Origin of the sequence: Streptomyces sp. Je 1-332 (genome assembly GCF_040730185.1) — a bacterium.
GTDB lineage: Bacteria > Actinomycetota > Actinomycetes > Streptomycetales > Streptomycetaceae > Streptomyces.
The window spans coordinates 3,911,441-3,935,059 of record NZ_CP160402.1; the positions used below are offsets into that span (position 1 = coordinate 3,911,441).

Annotated in this window: 21 protein-coding genes and 3 tRNA genes; 11 read left to right on the plus strand and 13 right to left on the minus strand. The window is 70.7% G+C overall.

Going from position 1 to position 23,619, the window contains the following annotated elements; translation table 11 throughout:
• Nucleotides 1-14: 14 nt before the first annotated feature.
• Nucleotides 15-1,541, minus strand: a complete 1,527-nt coding sequence (gene purF, locus ABXJ52_RS17610; RefSeq protein ID WP_363210150.1) for an amidophosphoribosyltransferase — start codon at nucleotides 1,539-1,541, stop codon at nucleotides 15-17.
• A gap of 173 nt (nucleotides 1,542-1,714) precedes the next feature.
• On the opposite strand from purF, the gene ABXJ52_RS17615 reads away from it, so the two are divergent.
• The 3 genes from ABXJ52_RS17615 to ABXJ52_RS17625 all read left to right on the plus strand — a co-directional run bounded on the left by ABXJ52_RS17615 (nucleotide 1,715) and on the right by ABXJ52_RS17625 (nucleotide 4,734).
• Complete coding sequence (locus tag ABXJ52_RS17615) at nucleotides 1,715-1,816, plus strand: putative leader peptide (protein ID WP_367043558.1); 102 nt, start codon at nucleotides 1,715-1,717, stop codon at nucleotides 1,814-1,816.
• Nucleotides 1,817-1,856: 40 nt separating this feature from the next.
• Complete coding sequence (locus tag ABXJ52_RS17620) at nucleotides 1,857-3,257, plus strand: sulfatase-like hydrolase/transferase (protein ID WP_367043559.1); 1,401 nt, start codon at nucleotides 1,857-1,859, stop codon at nucleotides 3,255-3,257.
• Nucleotides 3,258-3,414: 157 nt separating this feature from the next.
• Nucleotides 3,415-4,734 (plus strand): LPXTG cell wall anchor domain-containing protein, encoded by a 1,320-nt coding sequence (locus ABXJ52_RS17625; protein WP_367043560.1) that lies wholly within the window; start codon nucleotides 3,415-3,417, stop codon nucleotides 4,732-4,734.
• Here the strand turns inward: ABXJ52_RS17625 and ABXJ52_RS17630 are convergent.
• The 8 genes from ABXJ52_RS17630 to purS form a co-directional block, all read right to left on the minus strand.
• Nucleotides 4,694-5,503, minus strand: a complete 810-nt coding sequence (locus tag ABXJ52_RS17630; protein ID WP_367043561.1) for an META domain-containing protein — start codon at nucleotides 5,501-5,503, stop codon at nucleotides 4,694-4,696. The two genes, ABXJ52_RS17625 and ABXJ52_RS17630, sit on opposite strands and share 41 nt — an antisense overlap.
• 95 nt (nucleotides 5,504-5,598) lie before the next feature.
• Nucleotides 5,599-6,393: a sterol carrier family protein gene (locus tag ABXJ52_RS17635; RefSeq protein ID WP_367043562.1), complete on the minus strand. Its 795-nt coding sequence runs from the start codon at nucleotides 6,391-6,393 to the stop codon at nucleotides 5,599-5,601.
• Nucleotides 6,394-6,402: 9 nt separating this feature from the next.
• Nucleotides 6,403-7,065: a TetR/AcrR family transcriptional regulator gene (locus ABXJ52_RS17640; RefSeq protein ID WP_367043563.1), complete on the minus strand. Its 663-nt coding sequence runs from the start codon at nucleotides 7,063-7,065 to the stop codon at nucleotides 6,403-6,405.
• A 5-nt stretch (nucleotides 7,066-7,070) separates the two neighbouring features.
• Nucleotides 7,071-7,910 (minus strand): M23 family metallopeptidase, encoded by an 840-nt coding sequence (locus ABXJ52_RS17645; protein ID WP_367043564.1) that lies wholly within the window; start codon nucleotides 7,908-7,910, stop codon nucleotides 7,071-7,073.
• A gap of 82 nt (nucleotides 7,911-7,992) precedes the next feature.
• Nucleotides 7,993-8,493, minus strand: a complete 501-nt coding sequence (locus ABXJ52_RS17650; RefSeq protein WP_367043565.1) for a winged helix-turn-helix domain-containing protein — start codon at nucleotides 8,491-8,493, stop codon at nucleotides 7,993-7,995.
• Between the two features lie 107 nt (nucleotides 8,494-8,600).
• On the minus strand, nucleotides 8,601-10,850 hold the full coding sequence (gene purL / locus ABXJ52_RS17655) for a phosphoribosylformylglycinamidine synthase subunit PurL (RefSeq protein ID WP_367043566.1): 2,250 nt from the start codon (nucleotides 10,848-10,850) through the stop codon (nucleotides 8,601-8,603).
• A complete protein-coding gene (gene purQ / locus ABXJ52_RS17660; RefSeq protein WP_367043567.1) occupies nucleotides 10,847-11,527 on the minus strand; it encodes a phosphoribosylformylglycinamidine synthase subunit PurQ in 681 nt (226 codons plus the stop codon). Before purQ ends, purL begins: the two co-directional genes overlap by 4 nt.
• Nucleotides 11,524-11,775 carry a phosphoribosylformylglycinamidine synthase subunit PurS gene (gene purS / locus ABXJ52_RS17665; RefSeq protein WP_135332092.1) on the minus strand — a complete coding sequence of 84 codons (252 nt, stop codon included), beginning with the start codon at nucleotides 11,773-11,775 and terminating at the stop codon, nucleotides 11,524-11,526. Before purS ends, purQ begins: the two co-directional genes overlap by 4 nt.
• A gap of 344 nt (nucleotides 11,776-12,119) precedes the next feature.
• Between purS and ABXJ52_RS17670 the strand changes: the two genes are divergently transcribed.
• The 8 genes from ABXJ52_RS17670 (at nucleotide 12,120) to ABXJ52_RS17705 (ending at nucleotide 16,696) form a co-directional block, all read left to right on the plus strand.
• Nucleotides 12,120-12,437 carry an Lsr2 family protein gene (locus ABXJ52_RS17670; RefSeq protein ID WP_344522189.1) on the plus strand — a complete coding sequence of 106 codons (318 nt, stop codon included), beginning with the start codon at nucleotides 12,120-12,122 and terminating at the stop codon, nucleotides 12,435-12,437.
• A gap of 124 nt (nucleotides 12,438-12,561) precedes the next feature.
• A tRNA-Gly gene (locus ABXJ52_RS17675) sits at nucleotides 12,562-12,633 on the plus strand.
• 79 nt (nucleotides 12,634-12,712) lie between these two features.
• Nucleotides 12,713-12,788, plus strand: a tRNA-Gly gene (locus tag ABXJ52_RS17680).
• 152 nt (nucleotides 12,789-12,940) lie between these two features.
• Nucleotides 12,941-13,894: an ABC transporter ATP-binding protein gene (locus tag ABXJ52_RS17685; RefSeq protein ID WP_367043568.1), complete on the plus strand. Its 954-nt coding sequence runs from the start codon at nucleotides 12,941-12,943 to the stop codon at nucleotides 13,892-13,894.
• Nucleotides 13,891-14,685 (plus strand): ABC transporter permease, encoded by a 795-nt coding sequence (locus ABXJ52_RS17690; RefSeq protein ID WP_367043569.1) that lies wholly within the window; start codon nucleotides 13,891-13,893, stop codon nucleotides 14,683-14,685. The genes ABXJ52_RS17685 and ABXJ52_RS17690 overlap by 4 nt, the downstream gene beginning before the upstream one ends.
• A gap of 14 nt (nucleotides 14,686-14,699) precedes the next feature.
• The gene (locus tag ABXJ52_RS17695; RefSeq protein WP_367043570.1) at nucleotides 14,700-15,992 is read left to right on the plus strand and encodes a sensor histidine kinase; all 1,293 of its coding nucleotides are present in this window, start codon (nucleotides 14,700-14,702) and stop codon (nucleotides 15,990-15,992) included.
• A complete protein-coding gene (locus tag ABXJ52_RS17700) occupies nucleotides 15,989-16,597 on the plus strand; it encodes a response regulator transcription factor (RefSeq protein ID WP_367043571.1) in 609 nt (202 codons plus the stop codon). Before ABXJ52_RS17695 ends, ABXJ52_RS17700 begins: the two co-directional genes overlap by 4 nt.
• Nucleotides 16,598-16,620: 23 nt before the next feature.
• A tRNA-Gly gene (locus tag ABXJ52_RS17705) sits at nucleotides 16,621-16,696 on the plus strand.
• A gap of 77 nt (nucleotides 16,697-16,773) precedes the next feature.
• Here ABXJ52_RS17705 and ABXJ52_RS17710 read toward each other — a convergent pair.
• The 4 genes from ABXJ52_RS17710 to purD form a co-directional block, all read right to left on the minus strand.
• Entirely contained in the window at nucleotides 16,774-17,670 is an 897-nt protein-coding gene (locus tag ABXJ52_RS17710; RefSeq protein ID WP_367043572.1) for a phosphoribosylaminoimidazolesuccinocarboxamide synthase, read from the minus strand.
• Between the two features lie 118 nt (nucleotides 17,671-17,788).
• Nucleotides 17,789-19,282, minus strand: a complete 1,494-nt coding sequence (locus ABXJ52_RS17715; RefSeq protein WP_367043573.1) for a N,N-dimethylformamidase beta subunit family domain-containing protein — start codon at nucleotides 19,280-19,282, stop codon at nucleotides 17,789-17,791.
• 285 nt (nucleotides 19,283-19,567) lie between these two features.
• A complete protein-coding gene (locus tag ABXJ52_RS17720) occupies nucleotides 19,568-21,802 on the minus strand; it encodes a hypothetical protein (RefSeq protein WP_367043574.1) in 2,235 nt (744 codons plus the stop codon).
• A 409-nt stretch (nucleotides 21,803-22,211) separates the two neighbouring features.
• Nucleotides 22,212-23,465 (minus strand): phosphoribosylamine--glycine ligase, encoded by a 1,254-nt coding sequence (gene purD, locus ABXJ52_RS17725; RefSeq protein ID WP_367049104.1) that lies wholly within the window; start codon nucleotides 23,463-23,465, stop codon nucleotides 22,212-22,214.
• Nucleotides 23,466-23,619 lie beyond the last annotated feature (154 nt).

The window sequence follows — 23,619 nt, forward strand, 5'->3', positions numbered from 1 at the left end:
TTACTACGGGTGGCTTACGGGCGACGGATCGCGTCGGCCGCTGCCGTGGACGCCGGACCGGCGGCCAGCTCCGTCTCCAGGAGCTGCTTGCCGAGCAGCTCGGGGTCGGGGAGGTCCATCGGGTACACGCCGTCGAAGCAGGCGCGGCAGAGGTTCGGCTTGTCGATGGTCGTGGCCTCGATCATGCCGTCGATGGAGATGTACGAGAGCGAGTCGGCGCCCATGGACTTGGCGATCTCGTCGATCGTCATGCCGTTGGCGATGAGCTCGGCGCGGGTCGCGAAGTCGATGCCGAAGAAGCAGGGCCACTTCACGGGCGGCGAGGAGATCCGGATGTGGATCTCGGCGGCGCCGGCCTCGCGGAGCATCTTGACCAGGGCGCGCTGGGTGTTGCCGCGGACGATCGAGTCGTCGACGACGACCAGACGCTTGCCCTTGATGACTTCCTTCAAGGGGTTCAGCTTGAGACGAATGCCGAGCTGGCGGATCGTCTGCGAGGGCTGGATGAAGGTCCGGCCCACATAGGCGTTCTTGACGAGGCCGACACCGAAGGGGATGCCGGAGGCTTCCGCGTAACCGACCGCGGCGGGTGTCCCGGACTCCGGCGTCGCTATGACGAGGTCGGCCTCGACCGGAGCTTCCTCGGCGAGTTTCCGGCCCATCTCGACGCGCGAGAGATAGACGTTCCGGCCGGCGATGTCGGTGTCGGGGCGCGCCAGGTAGACGTACTCGAAGACACAGCCCTTGGGCTTCGCTTCCGCGAATCGGGACGTTCGCAGTCCGTTCTCGTCGATCGCGATGAACTCACCGGGCTCGACCTCGCGGACGAAGCTGGCGCCGCAGATGTCGAGCGCCGCGGACTCCGACGCGACGACCCAGCCGCGCTCCAGGCGGCCGAGGACCAGCGGGCGGATGCCCTGCGGGTCGCGGGCCGCGTACAGCGTGTGCTCGTTCATGAAGACGAGGGAGAAGGCGCCCTGCACGTCCGGGAGGACCTTGGTGGCGGCTTCCTCGATGGTCATCGGCTTGCCGTCGTCGTCCACCTGGCCCGCGAGGAGAGCCGTCACCAGGTCGGTGTCGTTGGTCGCCGCGACCTGGGTCGCGCGGCCGTTCTCCTTGGGCAGGGCGGCCACGAGCTCGGCGAGCTGGGCCGTGTTGACGAGGTTGCCGTTGTGCCCGAGCGCGATGGAGCCGTGCGCGGTGGCACGGAACGTCGGCTGGGCGTTCTCCCATACGGAGGCCCCGGTGGTCGAGTAGCGGGCGTGACCGACCGCGATATGACCCTGGAGCGAGCTGAGAGAGGTTTCGTCAAAGACCTGGGAAACGAGCCCCATGTCCTTGAAGACAAGGATCTGGGAGCCGTTGCTGACCGCGATTCCCGCGGACTCCTGGCCTCGATGCTGTAGGGCGTACAGCCCGAAGTAAGTGAGCTTGGCGACCTCTTCACCCGGAGCCCAGACACCGAAGACGCCGCAAGCGTCCTGGGGGCCCTTCTCGCCGGGGAGCAGATCATGATTGAGTCGACCGTCACCACGTGGCACGTCTTCGAGTGTAGGCGAGATCGACCACTGGTCCGAATTGGGGATACGGGGCCTGTACGGAGCGTGATTACGGCCCTGACGCACCCCTGTGCGTACGGGGAGTACGAAGCCCGTGTGAACAGATGAGCCGGAGCGTTGACGGGGGTGGCCGGAGCCCGTGAAGCTCCTGGTCCATGCCCCCGCAGTCCCTCGGTGACCCGTCGGTCACCCTTGTGGAGCGCCGCCACGTCGACCTGGTCCGTGTCGCGAGCGCGATCTGTCGCAGCGCTGTCTGAACTCACCCTCCGTCTTCCGTGCCTGTTCAGGAGCGCAGCCATGCCCTCGTACGAAAAGTCCCCTCTGTCCCGACGTGCCTTCACCGGCGCCGTGGGAGCCGGTGCCGCCGCCGCGGTGGGGCTGCCCGCCGCCGCCGAGGCCCGGGAACAGCCCTTCCGTGCCGCCCCGCGCCCGAGCGGCCGGCGGCCGAACATCCTGTTCATCCTGGGCGACGACCTGGGGTGGGCCGACCTCTCCTCCTACGGGTCGCCGCACATCAAGACCCCGAACCTGGACCGCCTCGCGCGCCAGGGCGTGCGCTTCACCGATGCCTACGCCGGCTCCGCGACCTGCTCGCCGACCCGCTTCAGCCTCTACACCGGGCGCTTCCCCGGCCGCACGGAGGGCGGGCTCGCCGAGCCGATAGCGGACAGGTCCGTGGGCCTGGAGCCGACACATCCGACGCTGGCCTCGCTGCTGCGGGACGCGGGTTACGCGACCGCGCTCATCGGCAAGTGGCACGCGGGCTACCTGCCGGACTACTCACCGACCAGATCGGGCTGGGACGAGTTCTTCGGGAACTTCGGCGGGGCCCTGGAGTACTACTCGAAGCTGGGGCTCGGCGGTGAGTACGACCTCTACGAGGGCGACGCCGCGTACAAGGACCTGCGTTATTACACGCGCATCCTGACCGAGCGGGCGAGCGAGTACGTGCGGCGGGACCACGGCGCCAAGCCCTGGCTGCTCAACCTGAACTTCACCACCCCGCACTGGCCGTGGATCGCCGACGGCGACAAGGAGGAGAGCGCCGAGATCGTACGGAGGATCAAGGCGGGCGAGAAGGGTGCGCTCTGGCATCGGGACGGAGGCTCCGTCGAGAAGTACACGGAGATGGTGCAGGACCTGGACCGGTCGGTCGGTGAGGTCTTCAAGGCCCTGAAGAAGTCCGGTCAGGAGCGGGACACCCTGGTCTTCTTCGCCTCCGACAACGGCGGCGAGCGCTTCTCGTACAACTGGCCCCTGTCGGGCAACAAGGCCTCGCTGCAGGAGGGCGGCATCCGGGTGCCGACCATCGTGCGGTGGCCCGCGCGGATCGACGGCGGGCAGGTCAGCCACGAGCCCGTGTTCACCCCGGACTGGACGGCCACGCTCCTGGAGATCGGCGGGGCCAGGCCCAGCCCCGCGTACCTGCTGGACGGGACCAGCCTCGCGCCCTACCTCCTCAAGGGTGAGGAGCTCGCGGAGCGGGAGCTGTTCTGGCGCGTGCGCGGGGAACGGGCCCTGCGGCGCGGGGACTGGAAGTACTACCGGGGCAAGGGCGGCGAGGACCAGCTCTTCGACCTCGCGTCGGATCAGCGCGAGCAGGCCGACCTGGCGGCGCGCGAGCCGCGGCTCCTTGCCGAGCTGAAGGCGGCCTGGGAGAAGACAAACAAGGGGCTGCTTCCGTACCCGGCCGCCTGACACCGCTGTCCGGGACGAGCCGCCGCCTGAACTGAGCCTTAAGCGCGGCTCAAGAAGCCCTCCGAGGGGTTCGCGCGGGCCCGAGTGATCGCTAGCGTGCCTGGCACGCACCCGAGTTGATCTTCGGCCCGCGCGCTCCCCCACTCGGAAGGTCCCCATGAAACCGTCCCCGCGCCTCTGCCTCATACCGGCCGCCGTGGCCGCCGTCCTGACCGCTGCCGCCGCCGCGCCCGCGCCCGCCGCCGACGAGCCGGAGCGGCGCGTACAGGTCGCCATGGTCAACTTCACGGACAGCCGGATCCCGGACGCGGGCAAGCTTCAGACCGCCCTGAAGGACAACTACTTCGGCTCCGAAGGCTCCCTCACCTCGTACTACAACGAGGTCACCGGCGGCGCGACCACCTTCAAGGCAGCCGAGGGCGACGGTGTCAGCGGGCCCGTCGACATCGACCTCGCGGCCACCGGCTGCGACACCGGCAAGATCAACGACCTGACGCGGAAGGCGCTCGCCGCGAAGGGCGTACCCGAGGAGAGCTACGACCACCTGTCCCTCGTCTTCCCCTCCGAGAAGGCGGGCTGCGACTGGCTCGCCCTCGGAACCGTCGGCGGTGGCACCACCTGGATGCCGATCGGCGCCGACGGCAAGATGTCGATGACGGCCCTGGTGCACGAGTTCGGCCACAACTTCGGCTACAGCCACCACATGCGCCTGCGCTGCCCCGACGGCGACCTCGGCGCGGGCTGCGAGGAGGACGGCACCAGTCACAAGACCCCGATGGGCGGCGGCGGTTGGGAGGCCGGGCTCACCTCGCCCGAGCTCCTGCACAACAAGTGGCTGACGGGCGGGGAGCTCGCGAAGGTCGGCAAGTCCGGCACGTACGACCTGCGACCGCTGTACGGGAGCGGCGGCGGGGTACGCGCGCTCGACATTCCGCTGGGCGACGACCGCCTGGTCGTGGAGCTGCGGCACGAGTCCGGCACCGTCGACGGCGGGCTCCAGGGAGTGCACGCCTACCGGGTGCCCGACGGGGACTACACGAAGTCGGCGCTCATCGACCCGACCCCGGACGCCGACCAGGGCACCGGCGACGACGCCCCGGCCGACGCGGACGCGCTCAAGGCGGGCGCGAAGCTGACGGACGAGGCCAGGAAGGTCGAGGTCGAGGTCGTGCAGGCGGGGGCCGACACGGCGACTGTCCGGGTGAGCCTGGACGGGGTCGCGGCGCCCGCGAAAGCCGCCGAGCCCGTGCGGGAACAGCCCGTACAGGAACGGCCCGCGGCCGCCCCCAACGACGCGCGCCCCGAAGGCGACTCCACCGAACTCGCCGAGACCGGTGGCGACTCGGACACCACGCTCGCCTACTCGATCGGCGGCGGCCTGATGCTCGCCTTCGGCGGCGCGTTCCTGCTGAAGTCCCGCACCCGCCGCGCCGGAGCTACCGCTCCTTCGTCTGCTTCAGGTCGGCATTCGCGCTGACGACCGTGCCGTCGTCGGTGGTGAGCGAGAGCCCCTGGTGGGTGAGCTTGTAGGTCACCTTGCCGTCGAAGAGCTTCAGGAGCTTCTTCTCGGTCTCCGCCGCGGCTCCCTCGCACATCATCCGGGTGGTCCGCGGAGCACCCAGGGTGATGCTGTCGCCGCTGACCTCGGCCTTGGCCGAGACGTTGTTGCAGCCGAGCTTGCCGCGGACCATGCCGTCCTTGCCGAAGGTCAGATGGGCCTTGCCTGCCACCTCCTTCGGCAGGGACGCCGTGGTCCTGCCGTCGCCGACGGCGTTCACGTCCCACTTGGTGCCGGTGAGCGGGAGGTCCGGCTCCGAGGTGAGGGCCACGCGGTCTCCCTTGTCGGTGGTGAGCGTCATCCTGTCGCCGTCCACCGCGGCCTTCAGCTCGCCGTTGCCGAGGGCGCGCTTGAAGGCGTTCTCGAAGTCCTGCTTCTCGCAGGCCCGCTTGGTGGAGATGGCGTTGGCGAAGTCGACGGTGTCGCCGTCGGCCGACACGTCCGCGGTGAAGCCGTTGCAGCCGTAGTTGCCCTCGGCCTTGCCCTTGCCGATCTTGACGTAGGCATCGCCCGGGGCCTGCTGCTTCTTGCCGTTCACCGTGACGCTCTCGACGCTCCAGTGGACGCCGGTGAGCCGCGGTTGAGACCCGACGGACCCGCTGCCTGAGCCGGTCTCGGTGCCGCACGCGGTGAGCATGCCCGCGGCGGCCAGGGCCATGACGGTCGGAGTCAGTCGTTGCGTCTGCATGCCGCTGTGACGGGACAAGTGGGGGTTCTGGTTCCCCTCGGCACCCGAACGTCCCCCTCGGCACCCGAACGGCGGATCAACTCATGACCGGCGGATCAGCTCATGACCGGCAGCAGCTCCGAGAGGTCGGCCCGCTCCCCGCTCGCCCCGACCTTCGCCGCGTCGAGGGCCGTCTTCCAGTCCGTGCGCCCGGTCGCGAGGCGGATCCAGGTGAGCGGGTCGGTCTCGACGACGTTCGGCGGGGTGCCGCGGGTGTGCCGAGGGCCTGCCACGCACTGGACCACGGCGAACGGCGGAATCCTGACCTCGACGGCGCCGCCGGGGGCCTCCACCGCGAGAGCGTCGGCGAGCAGCCGGGTGCAGGCGGCCAGGGCCTGGCGGTCGTACGGGACGTCGAGGCCCGGCACGGCGTCGTTCAGGTCGTCGGTATGGACGATGAGTTCGACGGTACGGGTGACCAGGAAGTCGTCGAGGCTCATCGCCCCGAACCGGGTCGGCATGAGCCGCCCCGCCGTGACATCGGGCAGCGCGTCCTCGAAGCCGGTGAGCGTACGCGCGTACAGCTCGCCCAGGTCCTCCTGCGCGGCGAGGGCCCGCGAGGCCTCGTCGACCTGCGTCGCGGCCGACGCGGTGCCGAACGCCCAGTCGAGCAGGGCCACTTCACGGGCCGGGGGCTCCGGCATGGCGAGGAAGCGGGTGGCGCCGCCGAGCGCCGTCGTGAGGTGCGCGACCAGCTCGCGGACGGTCCAGCTGCCGAGCCTGGTCGGCAGGGCCAGCTGCTCGGGCTCCAGGGCGACGACCGCTTCCCGTACGTTCCCGAACTGGGCGAGCACGGCGGTGCGGATCTTGACGGGGTCGTAGGTGCGCGTGCGCTTCTTGGCCGGTGGCATGGGCCGAGCCTAATTCTTCCCGGGATACCCCTGGAGATTCTTCTCGGGATACCCCTGGAGACCCGTTTCCACCTGGCCGAAGACGCGCTCGGCGGACGCGGCGCAGTCTTCGGCGATCTCGTCGAGCGGGTCACCGACGAGGGTCCGCCGGTGGTTCTCCACGATGAGCGCGTTACGGGCGCCGATCAGCTGGGCGGCGGCGACGCGGGCGAGGAGCGCGTCGTCCGTCTCCTCGGCGAGCGCGTCCGCGAGCAGCTGGATGCTGCGCATGTGGAAGCTGACCACGCGGAGCGTGAGGGTCGGCGTCTCGCTGATGAGCTGGCGCAGCCTGAGGGCGCGCGGGTCGCCGCTGAGGCCGATCGACGGGTCGCGCCCGGCGATCTGCTCCAGGAACTGGCCGCGCATCGCGACGACCGCGGACTCGCCGGGCTGCCGTTCGCGCACCGCGCGGGCCGGATCACCGACGTGCTCCTCCATCGGGCCGACGATCGCGCCTTCTTTGGTGCCGAAGTAGTTGAAGACGGTCATCTTCGACACCTCGGCGGCCTCGGCGATCTCCGCCACGGAGACGTGGTCGAAGCCCCGCTCGGAGCAGAGGTCCACGGCCGCCTGCCAGATGCGCGACGCGGTCTGCTTCTTCTTGCGCGCGCGCAGCCCCAGCTCCTCAGTCATGCAGGTCACGGTACCGGGGCGGCCTCTTCCCGCACCGTGAACGTCTCGCCGTTCGCGGGCACCCCGATCCCCCGCCAGCGGAACGGCACGCCCCGCGCGGTGTCCAGATCAGGGCCGTCCATCAGCTGGAAGTGCACATGCGGTTCGGTGGAGTTCCCGGAGTTCCCACAGCGGGCCATGACCTGCCCGGCCCGCACCTTGTCCCCGGTGCGGACGGCGAGCGATCCCTGCTGGACGTGCGCGTACACGGCGTACGTGCCTTCACCGAGGTCGAGCGTGATGTGGTTGCCGACTACGCGGCGGGCGCCGCCGAGGGTCCTGCCCAAGCCCTCGGCCACGACCAAGTAGACATACGCGAGCAGGGAGTTGCGGCTGAGGTGGTCGCGCTGAGCGTCCTCCGCGTGGACGACGGTCGCGTCGGCGACCGCGAGGAGCGGCGCCCCGAACGCGGGGAAGGCCTTGTTGCCCCGCGCGATGGGCCAGAGCCAGGCGAAGGCGGGGCGGGCCCCGTCCTGCGGCTCGGCCACGATGTCGATGGCGTAGGTCTGCCCGAGGCCGTGGGTGCCGTGGCTCGGCACCTTGTCCGCGGGGCTGTTCACCGCGGACCAGCGGCCGGTGACGGGCGGGGCGATCTCCAGGGGGGCCGGGGGCTCCCTCCGGCTCCTGTCACGGCGGGCGGCCTGGCCGAGCACGATGCTGAGGGCGACGAAGCCACCGACCGGGACGAGGCCCAGCCAGGACGGGTAGGGCCGGTCCACGAAGAACCCGGTGATCACGTGGACGAGGACGATGAGCAACAGCAGCCGCTGAAGCAGCACCGCGAACTTGCGCTGACGTACAGACATGATCGTTCCCCCAGTGGTTGATTTCCCGGTGCTTGATTTCCCGGTGCTTGATTTCCCGGTGCTTGATTTCCCAGTGGCCGGTTCAGGGCCGCGAGGCGGACAGCACCACGAGCAGCGGGACCACGCGCCCCGCGGGCACTTCGTGACGGCCACGCCCCGTCGTGTGCAGCCAGCCCGCGCCGGTCAGTTGGCGCAGGTGGTGGTAGATCTGGCCGGTGGTGCCGATGTCGTCGAGCGCGGCCAGTTCGGCGGCGGTGCGGCGGCCGCCGAGGATCTCCCGCAGCAGCCGGAGCCGGACGGGGCTCCCGAGCGCGGCGAAGGACTCGGCGGCCTCGGACCAGTCGTCGCCGAGCAGCTGCTCGGTGGTGTGGCCGTACTGCCACTCGTACCGCTCGCCCGTCGGCACCCGCACCGCTCCGGTGAACACGACGGCGCCGTCCGGGAGTTGGGCTTCGGGCAGTCGCGCCTTCAGCGCCTCCAGGGCCCAGAAGTCACCTCCGTCGACCGCGGGCGCGGGGCTCCCCGCGCTCTCCAGTACGTCCATCCGCCGCTCGAGCTCGGCGACGCGCTCTTCCAGCTCCATGGGAACATCATTACGTAATTACGTAATATCTGCAAGAGGTGAGCGCGGACACGACGAAGCCCCCGCCCGGATCAACGGATCCGAACGGGGGCGGCGGCAGGAGAATCTCAGGCGAAGAGCCCCGGAAGGGTCCCCTCGTGCGCCTCGCGGATCTCGGTCAGCGGAAGCGTGAACTCGCCCTGGAGTTCCACCGCGTCGCCGTCGACCACACCGATGCGTGTCGCGGGCAGGCCCCGCGCCCCGCACATGTCGGTGAAGCGCAGCTCCTCGGAGCGGGGGACGGAGACGACCGCCCGCCCCGCCGACTCGCTGAACAGCAGGGTGAACGCGTCCAGGCCGTCCGGGACGATCAGGCGCGCGCCCTTCCCGCCACGGAGGCAGGACTCGGCGACGGCCTGCGCGAGGCCACCGTCGGAGAGGTCGTGCGCGGCGTCGATCATGCCGTCGCGCGAGCCCGAGATGAGGATGTCGGCCAGCAGCCGCTCGCGCTCCAGGTCGACCTTCGGGGGAAGCCCGCCGAGGTGGTCGTGAACGACCTGCGACCAGGCCGAGCCGCCGAACTCCTCGGTGGTGTCACCGAGCAGGTAGAGCAGCTGGCCCTCTTCGGCGAACGCGATCGGCGTGCGGCGCGCCACGTCGTCGATCACTCCGAGGACGGAGACGACGGGCGTCGGGTGGATCGCCGCCTCACCGGTCTGGTTGTAGAGCGAGACGTTGCCGCCGGTCACCGGGGTGCCCAGGATCTGGCAGGCGTCGGCGAGACCACGGGTGGTCTCGGCGAACTGCCACATGACGTCCGGGTCCTCGGGCGAACCGAAGTTCAGGCAGTCCGAGACGGCGAGCGGCTTGGCGCCGGTCGCGGCGACGTTGCGGTACGCCTCCGACAGGGCGAGCTGCGCGCCGGCGTACGGGTCGAGCTTCGAGTAGCGGCCGTTGCCGTCGTTGGCGAGGGCGACACCGAGGCCGGACTCCTCGTCGATGCGGACCATGCCGGAGTCCTCGGGCTGCGCGAGCACCGTGTTGCCCTGCACGAAACGGTCGTACTGATCCGTCACCCACGCCTTGGACGCCTGGTTCGGCGACGCGACGACCGCGAGGACCTGCTCGCGCAGTTCCTTCGAACTCGCCGGGCGGGCGAGCTTGTTGGCGTCGTCGGCCTGGAGGGCGTCCTGCCACTTCGGCCGTGCGTAGGGGCGCTCGTAGACCGGGCCGTCGTGGGCGACGGTGCGCGGGTCGAGGTCGACGATCTTCTCGCCGTGCCAGAAGATCTCCAGGCGGTCGCCGTCCGTCACTTCACCGACGACGGTGGCGATGACGTCCCACTTCTCGCAGATCGCGAGGAAGCGCTCGACCTTCTCGGGCTCGACGACCGCGCACATGCGCTCCTGCGACTCACTCATGAGGATCTCCTCGGGAGTGAGCGTGGAGTCGCGCAGGGGTACGTCGTCGAGCTCGACGCGCATGCCGCCGGAGCCGTTGGACGCCAACTCCGAGGTCGCGCAGGAGAGTCCGGCGGCGCCCAGGTCCTGGATGCCGACGACGAGCTTCTCGGCGAAGGCCTCCAGGGTGCACTCGATGAGGAGCTTCTCCTGGAAGGGGTCACCGACCTGCACGGCGGGACGCTTCGACGGCTTCGTGTCGTCGAAGGTCTCGGAGGCCAGGATCGAGGCACCGCCAATGCCGTCGCCGCCGGTGCGGGCCCCGTAGAGGATGACCTTGTTGCCGGGGCCGGAGGCCTTCGCGAGGTGGATGTCCTCGTGCCGCATGACGCCGATGGCACCGGCGTTGACCAGCGGGTTGCCCTGGTAGCAGGCGTCGAAGACCAGCTCGCCGCCGATGTTCGGCAGGCCCAGGCAGTTGCCGTAGCCGCCGATGCCCGCGACGACACCCGGCAGGACACGCTTCGTGTCGGGGTGGTCGGCGGCGCCCATCCGCAGCGGGTCCACGACCGCGACCGGGCGCGCGCCCATCGCGATGATGTCGCGGACGATGCCGCCGACACCGGTGGCCGCGCCCTGGTAGGGCTCGACGTACGAGGGGTGGTTGTGCGACTCGACCTTGAAGGTGACCGCGTAGCCGTTGCCGACGTCGACGACACCGGCGTTCTCGCCGATGCCGACGAGCATCGCGTCGTTCTCCGGGGCCTTCTCGCCGAACTGGCGCAGGTGGACCTTGCTGCTCTTGTACGAGCAGTGCTCGGACCACATGACGGAGTACATGGCGAGCTCGGCGCCGGTGGGACGGCGGCCCAGGATCTCGCGTACGCGCGCGTGCTCGTCTTCCTTCAGGCCCAGTTCGGCCCAGGGCAGCTTGACGTCGGGAGTCTCGGCTGCGTGCTTGACGGTGTCCAGAGTCATGCGTTGACCAGCTTCTTCAGGATCGAGGTGAAGAATCCGAGGCCGTCGGTGCGGCCGGTCCCGACCAGCGGCTCCACGGCGTGCTCGGGGTGCGGCATGAGGCCGACGACGTTGCCCGCCTCGTTCGTGATGCCGGCGATGTCACGGAGCGAGCCGTTCGGATTGCCGTCGAGGTACCGGAAGGCGACGCGGCCCTCGGCCTCCAGCATGTCCAGGGTCCGCTCGTCGGCCGTGTACTGGCCGTCGATGTTCTTGAGCGGGATCCGGATCTCCTGGCCGGCCGTGTAGTCGGCGGTCCATGCGGTCCGGTCCGACTCCACGCGCAGCTTCTGCTCGCGGCAGATGAAGTGCAGGTGGTTGTTCCTCAGCATCGCGCCCGGCAGCAGGTGCGACTCGGTGAGCACCTGGAAGCCGTTGCAGATGCCGAGAACCGGCATCCCCGCCTTCGCCTGCGCGATGACCGACTCCATGACGGGCGAAAACCGTGAAATGGCCCCGGCCCGGAGATAGTCGCCGTACGAGAATCCGCCGGGGAGCACCACGGCGTCGACCTGCTTCAGGTCCTTGTCCCGGTGCCAGAGCGGCACTGCTTCGGCGCCGGCGACGCGGACGGCGCGCTGGGTGTCGCGGTCGTCGAGCGTTCCGGGGAAAGTGACGACTCCGATTCGAGCAGTCACTTCTCTTCCTCCACCTTTACGAAGAAGTCCTCGATCACGGTGTTGGCGAGGAAGGTTTCCGCCATCTCGTGGATACGGGCGAGGGCGGCGTCATCGACGGGCCCGTCCACCTCGAGTTCGAAGCGCTTTCCCTGACGTACGTCGGCGATCCCCTTGAATCCGAGCCGCGGCAGTGCACGCTGCACCGCCTGGCCCTGGGGGTCGAGGATCTCCGGCTTGAGCATGACGTCGACTACGACGCGTGCCACTGGCACTCCCGGTGTGTGGTGCTGGCTGAGCGGTCCCTTCAGACTACCCGTACAAAAATTCTACTCGCGTAGATTCGTAGAAACCTACGTGAGGACGGTCACGTTCCTGCTGCTACTCGCGTATCGAACAGGGCACCTTCGCGAAAAATCCCGGAAAAGATCACGCAGCGCCATTGCGTCCGGACACGCGGGCGGATTTAGTCGGGCTTCACAATGCAATGCCAGGCACTGTACAAAGGAAAAGGCATTAGCCGATCCTTTGCACATAACAGTGCCCATAACAGCCGGACAGTCGGCATCACCGCACGTCAACGCGGTAGAGCCGCACGAAGGGACCGATATTCGTGGCGCAGCGTGTCGTAGTCACTCTCTCTGACGACATCGACGGCGGGGATGCGGCGGAGACGATCGCCTTCGGTCTTGACGGCAAGTCGTACGAGATCGACCTCAACCAAACCAATGCCAAGAAACTGCGCAAGGCACTCGCCCCGTACCTGGACGCGGCCCGCAAGCAGTCGAAGTCCGGCAAGGCCTTCAAGCACACGACGGTGGCGGCGAACCCCGCGGCCGTCCGCGCCTGGGCCCGCTCGCACCAGATGGACGTGCCGCCGCGCGGCCGCATCCCGAAGAAGGTCTACGAGGCCTTCGAGGCGGCCAACTGACCTGGGCCGACGCCTGGCCAGGAGGGCCCCTCGGCAACCGACTTGACCTGCACCCCCGCCGGTCGGCTAAAGTCTGGAGCACGCCGAGGGGCAAGGCCGAAAGGCCCGAACCTCACGGAGTCTTGCGGGTGTAGTTCAGTAGTAGAACATCCCCCTTCCAGGGGGAAGGCGCAGTGTGCAATTCCTGTCACCCGCTCTGCATCGCCGATCAGGCACTCTTTCGAGTGCGGTAGGCTGGTGCTCGCGCCGATCAGTGAGAGCTGGTCGGAGGCAATGCGAACGTAGCTCAGTTGGTAGAGCGCAACCTTGCCAAGGTTGAGGTCGCGAGTTCGAACCTCGTCGTTCGCTCCAGAGAAGAAGGCCCCGGTCATCGCGACCGGGGCCTTCTTCGTTCCCTGTCCAGGCCCCCTTGCTCCCGGCCCAGGCCCCCTTCTGACATTTGTCATGTGAGCCGGTGACAGCGCGCACTGCTCCGGCGCTCGCGGCCGGGGGACGCTCTAGTCATGACTGACCAAGTGATCGACGTGACCGATCTGCGGCGCGTGTACGGGGGAGGTTTCGAGGCGGTCCGGGGAGTCTCGTTCTCCGTCGGACGGGGTGAGCTCTTCGCGCTGCTCGGGACGAACGGCGCGGGCAAGACCTCCACCGTCGAACTCCTCGAAGGGCTCGCCCCACCCGCCGGGGGGCGGGTGCGGGTGCTCGGACACGATCCGTACGCCGAGCGCGGCGCCGTGCGCCACCGGATCGGTGTGATGCTCCAGGAAGGCGGCTTCCCTTCCGAACTGACCGTCGCCGAGACCATACGGATGTGGGGGGCGTGCACCAGCGGCGCCCGTCCCGCCGCGGAGGCCCTGGACATGGTGGGCCTCGGCAAGCGGGCCGGCGTCCGCGTGAAGATGCTCTCCGGCGGTGAGAAGCGGCGGCTCGACCTGGCCACGGCCCTCATCGGGCGGCCCGAGGTGCTCTTCCTCGACGAGCCGACGACCGGGCTCGACGCCGAAGGGCGCCGCGAGACCTGGGAGTTGGTGCGGGCCCTGCGCGACGGCGGCACGACCGTGCTGCTCACCACGCACTACCTCGAAGAGGCCGAGAACCTCGCGGAACGGCTCGCGATCCTCCACGAGGGACAGATCGCCGCCGCCGGCCGGGTCGCCGACGTGGTGGCCGAGCAGCCCTCGCACGTCTCCTTCGAACTGCCCGCCGGGTACTTCGTCGGGGATCTGCCGCCGCTCGGCGAGCTCGGGGTGAGCGAGCACGAGATCGTCGACGGCCGGGTCCGGCTGCGCACGCACGAGTTGCAGCGGGCGGCCACGGGGCTGCTGCTGTGGGCGCGGGACGCGAACGTCGAGCTCGGCAGGCTCGACGTACGGGCGGCTTCGCTGGAGGAGGCGTTCCTGCGGATCGCACGGGATGCGGAAGGTGCGGCCGCTGTGACGCAGAAGGAGACCGTGGCATGAGTACGACGACGATGACCCCCACAGCGACGACGACCCCCGCGGGGCGGATGTGGGCGCTCGCGCAGGCCGAGCTGACGTTGCTCGGGCGCGCCAAGGGGACGCTGTTCGCGGCGCTCTTCGTGCCGCTGGTGTTGCCGTTCAGCGCGCAGCAGGCCGCCAAGGGCATGGACCTCAAGGGGACCGGGCTCTCGGTCGGGACCATCGTGCTGCCCGGCGCCGTCGGGTTCTCGCTGCTCTTCGCCGTCTACACGGCGCTGACGGCCGTCTTCGTCGCCCGGCGCGAGGAGCTCGTACTGAAGCGGCTGCGCACCGGTGAGCTGCGGGACCCGGAGATCCTTGCCGGTGCGGCGCTGCCCTCGGTCGCCATCGGCCTGACGCAGTGCGTGCTCCTCGCGGTCGGCTGTGCGGCGCTGCTCGACCTCGGAGCGCCGAGCGCACTCCATCTCGCCGTGATCGGCCTGCTGTTGGGGCTCGTGATGTTCACCGCCTTCGGCGCGGTCACCGGCAGCTTCAGCAGGTCGACGGAGTCCGCGCAGGTCATGAGCATGCCTCTGATGTTCGTGTCGATGCTCGGTTCCGGTCTCGTCCTGCCCCTCGAAGTCATGCCGGACAAGCTCGCCTCGTTCTGCGAACTGCTGCCGATGACCCCGGTGATCACGCTGGTGCGCGGCGGCTGGACCGGGGAACTCTCCGCCTCCGACACCCTGGGCGCGCTCCTCACCGCTGTGGCCTGGACCGTGGTCTCGGTGTTTGCTGTACGACGGTGGTTCCGCTGGGAGCCGCGGCGCTGAGGAAGGGGTAGGACGTGGTGGTCCGGGTGCGGGGGTGGAAGCGGGAGTGGCGTGACCTCGGGAAGATCGAGAAGGTCGAGTTCCAGAGCGTGGCCATGTGGCACGCCATGCCCTGGCTCTTCTTCTTCAGCTGGATGTCGGTGCCGCTGGGTGTGAGCGTGCGGCACGAGTCCCTCCCGGTGATCCTCGGCTGCGCGCTGACGGGAGTGGCCCTCCTGCAGTGCGTGCACGTCAACCGCACGGTGCGCCGCTCCCTCGACCACTTCCTGGGGCGCGCGGAGCCACCGCGCCGCGATCTCGCCGTATCGCTCGGGCTGCTGGTCGTGACGCTGGGCCTGGTGCTCGCCCTGCAGGCCCTGGACGGGGTCAAGGAGGCGACGCTCGTCCTCGCCACGATGTTCGCGGTGATGCCCTACGGACAGTCGCTGGCCTTCGCGGTGCCGATCCGTACGTTCTTCATCCGGTTCGCCGTGATCGACGCCCTGATAGTGGCCGGGTCCGCCGCGGTCGGTGTCCGCGACGGTCAGCTCGTGGCCACGGCCCTGGTGATCGCCTTCGGCACGCTGGTCGCCCTGCTCTCCTCGCGCTGCGGCGCCTGGACGCTCTCCGTGATGTGGGAGGCCGACCGGGCCCGCGAGGTCGAGGCGCGGCTCGCGGTCGCCGAGGAGCGGCTGCGGTTCGGGCGTGACCTGCACGACGTGATGGGGCGCAACCTCGCCGTCATCGCGCTGAAGAGCGAGCTGGCCGTGCAGCTGGCCAAGCGGGGGCGGCCCGAGGCCGTGGACCAGATGGTCGAGGTGCAGCGGATAGCCCAGGAGTCACAGCGGGAGGTGCGGGAAGTGGTCCGGGGGTATCGGGAGGCGGACCTCGCGGTGGAACTCGCCGGTGCGCAGAGTGTCCTCGAAGCGGCGGGGATCGACTGCCGCGTGGCCGGGTCGTCCGCCGGGCTGCCGGTCTCGGTGCAATCCGCGCTCGGCTGGGTCGTACGAGAGGCGACCACCAATGTGCTGCGGCACGGGGACGCGCAGCGGTGCGACATCACTCTGGTGATCACCGACGACCGTACGTCGCTGGTCGTCGAAAACGACGGGGTGCCCGAGACCGCGCCGGAGGGCAGGAAGGGCTCCGGTCTCGAAGGGCTGCGTGAGCGGCTCGCCGCGGTGGGCGGGACGCTGGACTTCACGTCCGGCGACGGCCACTTCCGCCTCACCGCCGAGGTGCCGTCGGCCCGGCAACAGGACGGACACCCACAGGACGACAGCCTCCGGCAGCCCCACCATCAGGAAGTCGAAAGGGTCACGCGATGAGTCTGCGTGTGCTGCTCGCCGATGACGAGCACCTCATCCGCGGCGCCCTCGCCGCGCTCCTCGCGCTCGAGGACGACCTCGTCGTGGTCGCCGAGGCCGCCACAGGTCCCGAGGCGCTAGCCATGGCGCGGGCGCACCGGCCCGATGTGGCCGTGCTCGATCTGGAGATGCCGGGCGCCGACGGTGTGAGCGTGGCCACATCGCTGCGGGACGAACTGCCGCACTGCCGCACGATGATCGTGACGAGTCATGGCAGACCGGGCCATCTCAAGCGGGCACTCGCGGTGGGCGTACGGGGCTTCGTGCCCAAGACCGTGAGCGCGCAGCGCCTCGCCGAGATCATCCGGACCGTTCACGCAGGTAACCGTTATGTGGACCCGGAGTTGGCCGCCGACGCGATCTCCGCCGGGGACTCGCCGCTGACCGTCCGCGAGGCCGAGGTGCTCGAACTCGCCGCTGACGGGGCGCCCGTCGCGGAGATCGCCGAACGGGCCGCGCTGTCGCAGGGGACGGTCCGCAACTACCTCTCCTCTGCCGCCACCAAGATCGGTGCGGAGAACCGTCATGCCGCGGTGCGTCTCGCACGCGAGCGAGGTTGGGTATAGTTGGCATCGCGCTTCGGCGCAGCGCGGACGTAGCTCAGTTGGTAGAGCGCAACCTTGCCAAGGTTGAGGTCGCCAGTTCGAACCTGGTCGTCCGCTCCACAAGAAGAACCCCCGGTGCCTCTCGGCGCCGGGGGTTTCTTCGTGTTCCGCTTCCGCGGGGTAGGGCCGGTGTACGGCTACCAGGCCATGCCCGTCAGCCGCTCGTACGCCTCGATGTACTTGGCGCGCGTGGCGTCCACCACGTCCTGCGGGAGCGGGGGTGGCGGCCGCTCGCTCTTGCGGTCCCAGCCGGAGGCCGGCGAGGTCAGCCAGTCGCGGACGAACTGCTTGTCGAACGACGGCTGGGCGCGGCCCGGCTGCCAGCTGTCCGCGGGCCAGAAGCGGGACGAGTCCGGGGTCAGCACCTCGTCGGCGATGACCAGCGTCTCTCCCTCGAAGCCGAACTCGAACTTCGTGTCGGCGAGGATCACGCCGCGGTCGCGGGCGATGTCACGGGCGCGGCCGTAGACAGCGAGGGTCGACTGGCGGAGCTGGGCCGCGGTCTCCGCGCCCACCTGGCGGGCCACTTCCTCGTAACTCACGTTCTCGTCGTGCTCGCCGACCTCCGCTTTCGTGGCGGGCGTGAAGATCGGGGCGGGCAGCTCCGAGCCGTCGCTCAGGCCTTCGGGCAGCGCGAGGCCGCAGACGGTGCGCGTGTCGTTGTACTCGACCAGGCCCGAGCCCGTGAGATAGCCGCGGGCCACGCACTCGACCGGGACCATCGCCAGGGACTTGCAGACCGTGGTGCGCCCCTCCCAGTCGGCGGGGGCGCCGGGCGGGACGTCGGTGGAGATGACGTGGTTCGGGACGAGATCGGCGAGCTGGTCGAACCACCACAGGGAGAGCTGCGTGAGAACCCTGCCCTTGTCAGGGATCTCCGTGGGCAGCACCCAGTCGTAGGCGGACATGCGGTCGCTCGCGACCATCACGAGGTCGCCCGCCTCGTTGCGGTACAGGTCGCGCACCTTGCCCGTGTGCATGTGCACCAGGCCCGGCACCTGAAGCGGCTCGGGCTTTTCTACGAATCCGGACACGGTTCCTCCCCGTGGTTATGACTGAGTGCTGCTGATTCTCCCGCATGGGGAGGCGGCTCCCGGCCAGGGGGATGCCGGTGGGCGGTCAGGGGGCCGCCCGGCGGGACGTCGGGCGCGCTCAGTCGCGTTTGCAGATGCGGTCCAGGAGGTTGGCCGTGGCGCGCTGGACGCGGGTGTCCACATGGCCGGGGCGGTCGAGCGCCGGGGACCAGGCGAAGGTGCCCGACGCGAAGACCAGGGCGCCGGAGGGGGCGCGGTAGAGCGACGACTCCTGATGGCGCGTGACGCCCTCGGAGTCCTCGTACGGAGAGTGGGCGAGCAGGATGCGGTGCTGGTGCTCCGGGAGCGCGGTGCGCGGGAAGTAGCGGTCGGCCTCGCCCGCGACCAGGCCCTCGATCTCGTCCCCTTCGTGCGCCCCGGTCGCCTCCCACAGCCAGTGGTCGGCGTTGCGCACGACGAGGGGGGCGGGCTCGGGGACCCGGCCCGCGTACTGGATGCCGAGGAGTTGCTGCTCGGCCTTGTCCTGCTCCCGCCACAGGGCCGGCCTGCCGGGGCCGTGGCGCTTGCGGCAGGTCAGCAGGCGGTCCTCGACACCGGACGGGGAAGGGCCCAACTCCACCTGCCAGTACATGGTGTTGGCGGAGAGGAAGACCAGGGACGTGCCGTGCTCGCGGGCCTTCTCCGTGGTGCGGCGCATGTTCGCCGACCAGTACTCGTCGTGGCCCGGGAAGACCAGGCCTCGGTAGCGGGTCGGATCGATGCGGCCCGCGTGCAGGTCGCGGGTGTCGGCGTACGCGAGGTCGTAGCCGTACCGCTCGGCCCAGCGGATGAAGTCGTAGGCGTGGCCGACGTGCAGGGGCAGGCCCGCGCCCGCGTACGGACGGTCGAAGGAGACCGTGTGTGCGGCCTCGCTCTCGCCGAGGAGTCGGCCCTTCTCGTCCCACGCGTGGTAGAGACTCGCGCCCGTGCGGCCGTCCTCGGGGTAGAGGTTGTACGCCTGCCAGGTGATGTCCGGCAGGAGCAGGAGCAGATCGGCGCGGTGGTCGTCGCGGACCGTGAACGGCACGTGCGAGCGGTATCCGTCGACCGTGGTGAGGACCGCCACGTACGCGCCGACGCTCCAGTAACTCGGGATCTGCAGACGCCAGGAGAGCCACCAGTGATGGCAGGAGACCGTGCGGTCGGCGGCGAGCGGGGGCGGCTGGACGATGCCCGAGAGGCGCGGACTCGTCGTGATCTTCGAGGCGCCGTCCCCGCCGTAGTGCCCGATGCGGTAGATGTCGACGAAGAACTGCTGGGGCGGGTCCACCGTGACGTGGAAGTCGATCGCCCCGCCCGGGGCCGCGGCGCCGGTGGAGGCGAAGCCCTTGATCTGACCGTGCACGTCGTCGGCGGTACGCGGGCCGTTCGTACGGGTGCGGTGGCGGGGCGCGGGGATGTCCTGCGCGCCGGGGGACGGGGCGTGGTCGATGTACCAGGGGACGACCTGGCCCGTGTCGTCGAAGTAGTGCTCGGCACCTCGGAGCCAGGGCAGGGGGCCCTGGCCGAAGGGGTCGGTCACGGCGTGCGCCAAGGCGCCCGATTCCCACCTGCGGATCTGCTCCGACCCCATGTGTGTACCCCTCCCTCGCTGCTCCCCCGAGATTGCTCTGCGCTGTGCGGTGCGAGTTGTTGTGCGGTGCGAGTTGTTCTGCGGCCAAGTGCTGTGCGGTGCGGTGCCAGTTGCCGCGTGGTGCGAGTTGCTGTGCGGTGCGTCCCCCCGTGCGGTGCTGCTGGCAGGTCCGGACCGGCGGTCGATCCCAGCACATCACATTACGCACGCACTCCGTCACCGTTCGTCGCTAATCGACGAGAACGGAAGGGAGTGTTCCGGGTCGGACCTCAGACCAGCCGGGGCTCAGACCAGCCGGACCGGCTTCTCCGGGCGGACGCCCCAGCGGGCCAGCCAGCCGCGCAGGGGGATGGGGTCGCCGTCCTCCACGAGGCTCAGGACGTGCGGCGTGAGATCCGCCGCGCGCTCGCCGTCGACCAGGAGGGACGGACCGTCCAGCCAGTCGAGACCGGGTGCGGCGCCCGCTGTGTCCACGGCCGCGCAGCAGACCAGCGCCGTGACGTGGTCGGCCAGCAACTCCCGTCCCGTACGCGGCGGTTGGAGCGGGAAGAGCGGCAGCATTCCGTCGTCCCAGAGCGCGTCGTCCGGGCCCTGTCCCGTGGGCGCGGGGCGGGGCGGGGCGGCGGCTTCCTCGCGAGCGAGCTCCGCGGAGAGGCCTGCGGCCAGGCGACCGCCGGGCCCGTCGGAGTCCTCGGAGTCCTCGGAGTCCTCGGAGTCCTCGGAGTCCTCGGAGCTGTCGGCGTCGAAGGGGTCGGTGGCGGGGTCGCTGGGGGCGCCGGTAGCGGTGTCGCCGGGGGGAGCTGGGCTGACGGGGTTGTCGGAGGCGTTGGTGGCGGCGGTGGTGGCGGCGGTGGCGTGCGTGGGCTCTTCGCTGTACGCGGGTGAGTCGCCGTACGCGGCTGCCTCCTCGGGCACGGGTGCCTCGCCGCGCACGGGTGCCTCGCCTGGCACGGCTGCCTCGGGCACGGGTACCTCGCCGGGCACGGGTACCTCGCCGGGCACGGGTGCCTCGCCGCGCACGGATGCCTCGCCGGGCACGGGTACCTCGCCGCGCACGGGTGCCTCGCCTGGCAGCACCGCCCCTTCGCCGTACGCGGATCCATGTCCGCGCCCCGGTACTTCGCTGTCGGGGGTGTGGGCCTGAGCGCCGGCCGGGGTGCGGGCCGCAGCGCTGCCCGGGGTGTGGGACGCGTCGGGCGCCCCCGCACGGGCGGAGCCCTCCGCCGTCAGGTGGTCCAGGACGCGGCCCAGCGTCGGGCCCTTGGAGGCGGGGGCCGTCGCGTCGGTGGAGTGGCTGATGCCCAGGGAGTCCAGGACGCGGTGGAGGCGGGCCGCGTCCATGCGCCACTTGCGGTCCACGACCTCGTCCGGATACTCCTGCCACGCCACCGGCGCCCAGTCCGGGCTCTGCTCGGCGGGCCCACCGTGGAAGAGGCGGGCGGCGAGCAGCGAGGCCGCCTCGTCCACCGAACCCGGCTCCTCCAGAAGGTCACACGCGGGGCGCTCACCCAGGCGGGACGTGAAGCCCTCGGCCAGGCGGTCCCTACGGGAGAGCTCGGTGAGGGCGGAGACGACGCCCGCGTCGAGGCGCGAGGGCCAGCGGCCCATCCGCCAGGCGGGCAGCGCGACCTTGGTCAGGAGACGGTCCCACCCGGCATACGCCAGGCCCACCTGCTCCTGGGCGACGATCCGCACGCCGTAGTCCACCGCCTGGGCGCGCTCGGCGGCGGCGGCCGCGACCCCGCGCTCCATCTCGCCCGCATGCCCGCGGCAGCTGCGCAGGAGGAGCCGCGCCACCCAGCCGGCGCCGCCGAGGACCGCACGCACGAACGGACCGCGCCCCGGTGCGGAAGTGACCGCGACCGCGGCATCGAGAGCGCGGATGAAACGACGCGCCGCGGCTATGTCCGGGTGCGCCGAGGGTCCCGTGCCTGCCACGACGGGGGCGAGCACCGCGCGCAGCTCGCCGACCCGCATCCACCACAGGAACGGCGAACCGATGACGAGCACCGGAGCCACGGGTGCCTGGCGGCGCGGGGCGGGACGACTGTCCCGTACGCCATTGGTCTCTGTCGGGGCCGGGGACGCCGTCTCCGCGGGCGGCCCGTGCGCGGGGTGCGTGCGGTCCTCGAGCCAGCTGTCGCAGTCAGGGGTGAGCGCTATCGCCGACGGCGCGGGCACGTCGAGGCGGTCGGCGAGGTCCCGCACCAGGCGATACAGATCGGGGGCCGAACCCTCGGCGATCGGGACGGTCGGGCTGACGGCGGGCCTGGAGCGCGCGACGACGAGTGCGATGCCCGCGGCGGCGAGCAGGACGAGGGCGGCGACGGCCGTCACGACGCCGCGCGCGACGTCCCAACTCCCGCCGGTCATATGGCCCGTGACCCCGCCCGCGATCAGCACGACGGCGACGGCCGCGGGCAGCAGTGCGACGGCCAGCGCCCTGCTGCGGATGCGCAGCACGGCGAGCGCCTGGGAACGTGCGGACTGCACGCCCACCTCCACACCCGTACCTGACACGACCGATGTCACCCCCTGCTGCCTGCGCCGCCTGCTGCCCGGCCGGGGGCCGGGACGACGGGCGGACGGCAGCCGCCGATGGATTTGCTCACTCCCCCACTGTGGCACCCGCCACTGACATCGCAATGCCGGTGGTCTGTTTGGCTCTGGGCACCTGAACCGCTTGCGCCGCACCCTAGTTGGGGTGCCGGGCATCGTCAGCCGGATGGGCCAGCGGTCACTCGATGGAATGGCTTTGGGTAAAGGTGGGTGACGAGAAGGCCCCGGATCCATGTCAGATCCGGGGCCTGTGGGGCCTGTGAGTCCGGTGGGGCTTGCGGGGCGTTCGCGGGCGGCGCTCAGCCGCCCTTGCTCCCGCCTTCCGAGGCCGGGCCTCCGCCTTCGGAGATCGGGCCCCCGCGTCCCGAGGTCAGGCCTCCGACGCCGCCTTCGCCGCGATGTCCGTGCGGTGCTGGGAGCCGTCGAGGCGGATGCGGGAAAGGGCCGCGTACGCACGCTCGCGCGCCGCGGCCAGGTCCGCGCCGGTCGCCGTCACCGAGAGCACACGGCCGCCCGCGCTGACCACCGCGTCGCCGTCGCGCTTCGTCCCCGCGTGCAGGACGTACGCGTCCGGGGCATCCTGTGCCGCCACATCCGCGAGGCCCTCGATGGGGTCACCGGTGCGCGGGGTCTCCGGATAGTTGTGCGAGGCGATGACCACGGTGACCGCGGCGTCGTCGCTCCAGCGCAGCGGGGGCAGGTCGACGAGGGTGCCGTTCGCCGCAGCGAGCAGGACTCCGGCCAGGGGGGTCTTCAGGCGGGCGAGGACGACCTGCGTCTCGGGGTCGCCGAAGCGTGCGTTGAACTCGATGACGCGTACGCCGCGGCTGGTGATCGCCAGGCCCGCGTACAGCAGCCCCGAGAACGGGGTGCCGCGCCGCCGCAGCTCGTCGACGGTCGGCTGGAGCACGCTCTGCATGACCTCGTCGACCAGCTTCGGGTCGGCCCAGGGAAGCGGCGAGTACGCGCCCATGCCGCCGGTGTTCGGCCCTTCGTCCCCGTCGAGCGCGCGCTTGAAGTCCTGCGCGGGCTGGAGCGGGACGACGGTGACGCCGTCCGTGATGGCGAAGAGGGAGACCTCGGGGCCGTCGAGGAACTCCTCGATGACGACGCGGTCGCAGGCGAGGGCGTGCGCGCGGGCGGCCTCGACGTCGTCGGTCACGACGACGCCCTTGCCGGCGGCGAGCCCGTCGTCCTTGACGACGTAGGGCGCCCCGAAGGCGTCGAGGGCCTCGTCGACCTCGTCCGGGGTCGTGCAGACGTAGGACCGGGCGGTCGGCACGCCGGCTCCGGCCATCACGTCCTTGGCGAAGGCCTTGGAACCCTCCAGCTGGGCGGCCTCCTCGGAGGGGCCGAAGCAGGGGATGCCGGCTTCGCGCACGGCGTCGGCGACTCCGGCGACCAGGGGCGCCTCCGGGCCCACGATCACCAGCTCGGCGCCGAGGGTGGTGGCGAGGGCGGACACCGCGCTGCCGTCGAGGGCGTCGACCGGGTGCAGCTCGGCCACGTCCGCGATGCCGGCGTTGCCGGGGGCGCAGTACAGGGCGGAGACGTCGGGGTCGAGGGACAGAGAGCGGCACAGGGCGTGTTCGCGGGCACCACTGCCGATGACGAGGACCTTCACGGACGCCAGCCTAGCTGCCACGGGCCCGTGCCTTCGTACGGGAACCCCAGCTGCGGGGGCGCCTCGTCTTGTACGTTCCTCCAGCTCGGGGCGGCTTCCATCCCTCTCCGCAGCTCGCGTTCTCGCCGGGGGCGGGGGGTTCTGGGGTCGCTGT

Excerpts from the sequence above, each read along its gene's own strand:
- ABXJ52_RS17625 (WP_367043560.1), top strand. The coding sequence starts at position 3,415 with ATGAAACCGTCCCCGCGCCTCTGCCTCATACCGGCCGCCGTGGCCGCC.
- ABXJ52_RS17615 (WP_367043558.1), top strand. The coding sequence starts at position 1,715 with ATGCCCCCGCAGTCCCTCGGTGACCCGTCGGTCACCCTTGTGGAGCGC.
- ABXJ52_RS17715 (WP_367043573.1), bottom strand. The coding sequence starts at position 19,282 with ATGGGGTCGGAGCAGATCCGCAGGTGGGAATCGGGCGCCTTGGCGCAC.
- ABXJ52_RS17635 (WP_367043562.1), bottom strand. The coding sequence starts at position 6,393 with ATGCCACCGGCCAAGAAGCGCACGCGCACCTACGACCCCGTCAAGATC.
- ABXJ52_RS17690 (WP_367043569.1), top strand. The coding sequence starts at position 13,891 with ATGAGTACGACGACGATGACCCCCACAGCGACGACGACCCCCGCGGGG.
- ABXJ52_RS17685 (WP_367043568.1), top strand. The coding sequence starts at position 12,941 with ATGACTGACCAAGTGATCGACGTGACCGATCTGCGGCGCGTGTACGGG.
- ABXJ52_RS17645 (WP_367043564.1), bottom strand. The coding sequence starts at position 7,910 with ATGTCTGTACGTCAGCGCAAGTTCGCGGTGCTGCTTCAGCGGCTGCTG.
- ABXJ52_RS17630 (WP_367043561.1), bottom strand. The coding sequence starts at position 5,503 with ATGCAGACGCAACGACTGACTCCGACCGTCATGGCCCTGGCCGCCGCG.
- ABXJ52_RS17700 (WP_367043571.1), top strand. The coding sequence starts at position 15,989 with ATGAGTCTGCGTGTGCTGCTCGCCGATGACGAGCACCTCATCCGCGGC.
- ABXJ52_RS17640 (WP_367043563.1), bottom strand. The coding sequence starts at position 7,065 with ATGACTGAGGAGCTGGGGCTGCGCGCGCGCAAGAAGAAGCAGACCGCG.
- ABXJ52_RS17620 (WP_367043559.1), top strand. The coding sequence starts at position 1,857 with ATGCCCTCGTACGAAAAGTCCCCTCTGTCCCGACGTGCCTTCACCGGC.
- purL (WP_367043566.1), bottom strand. The coding sequence starts at position 10,850 with ATGACTCTGGACACCGTCAAGCACGCAGCCGAGACTCCCGACGTCAAG.
- ABXJ52_RS17650 (WP_367043565.1), bottom strand. The coding sequence starts at position 8,493 with ATGGAGCTGGAAGAGCGCGTCGCCGAGCTCGAGCGGCGGATGGACGTA.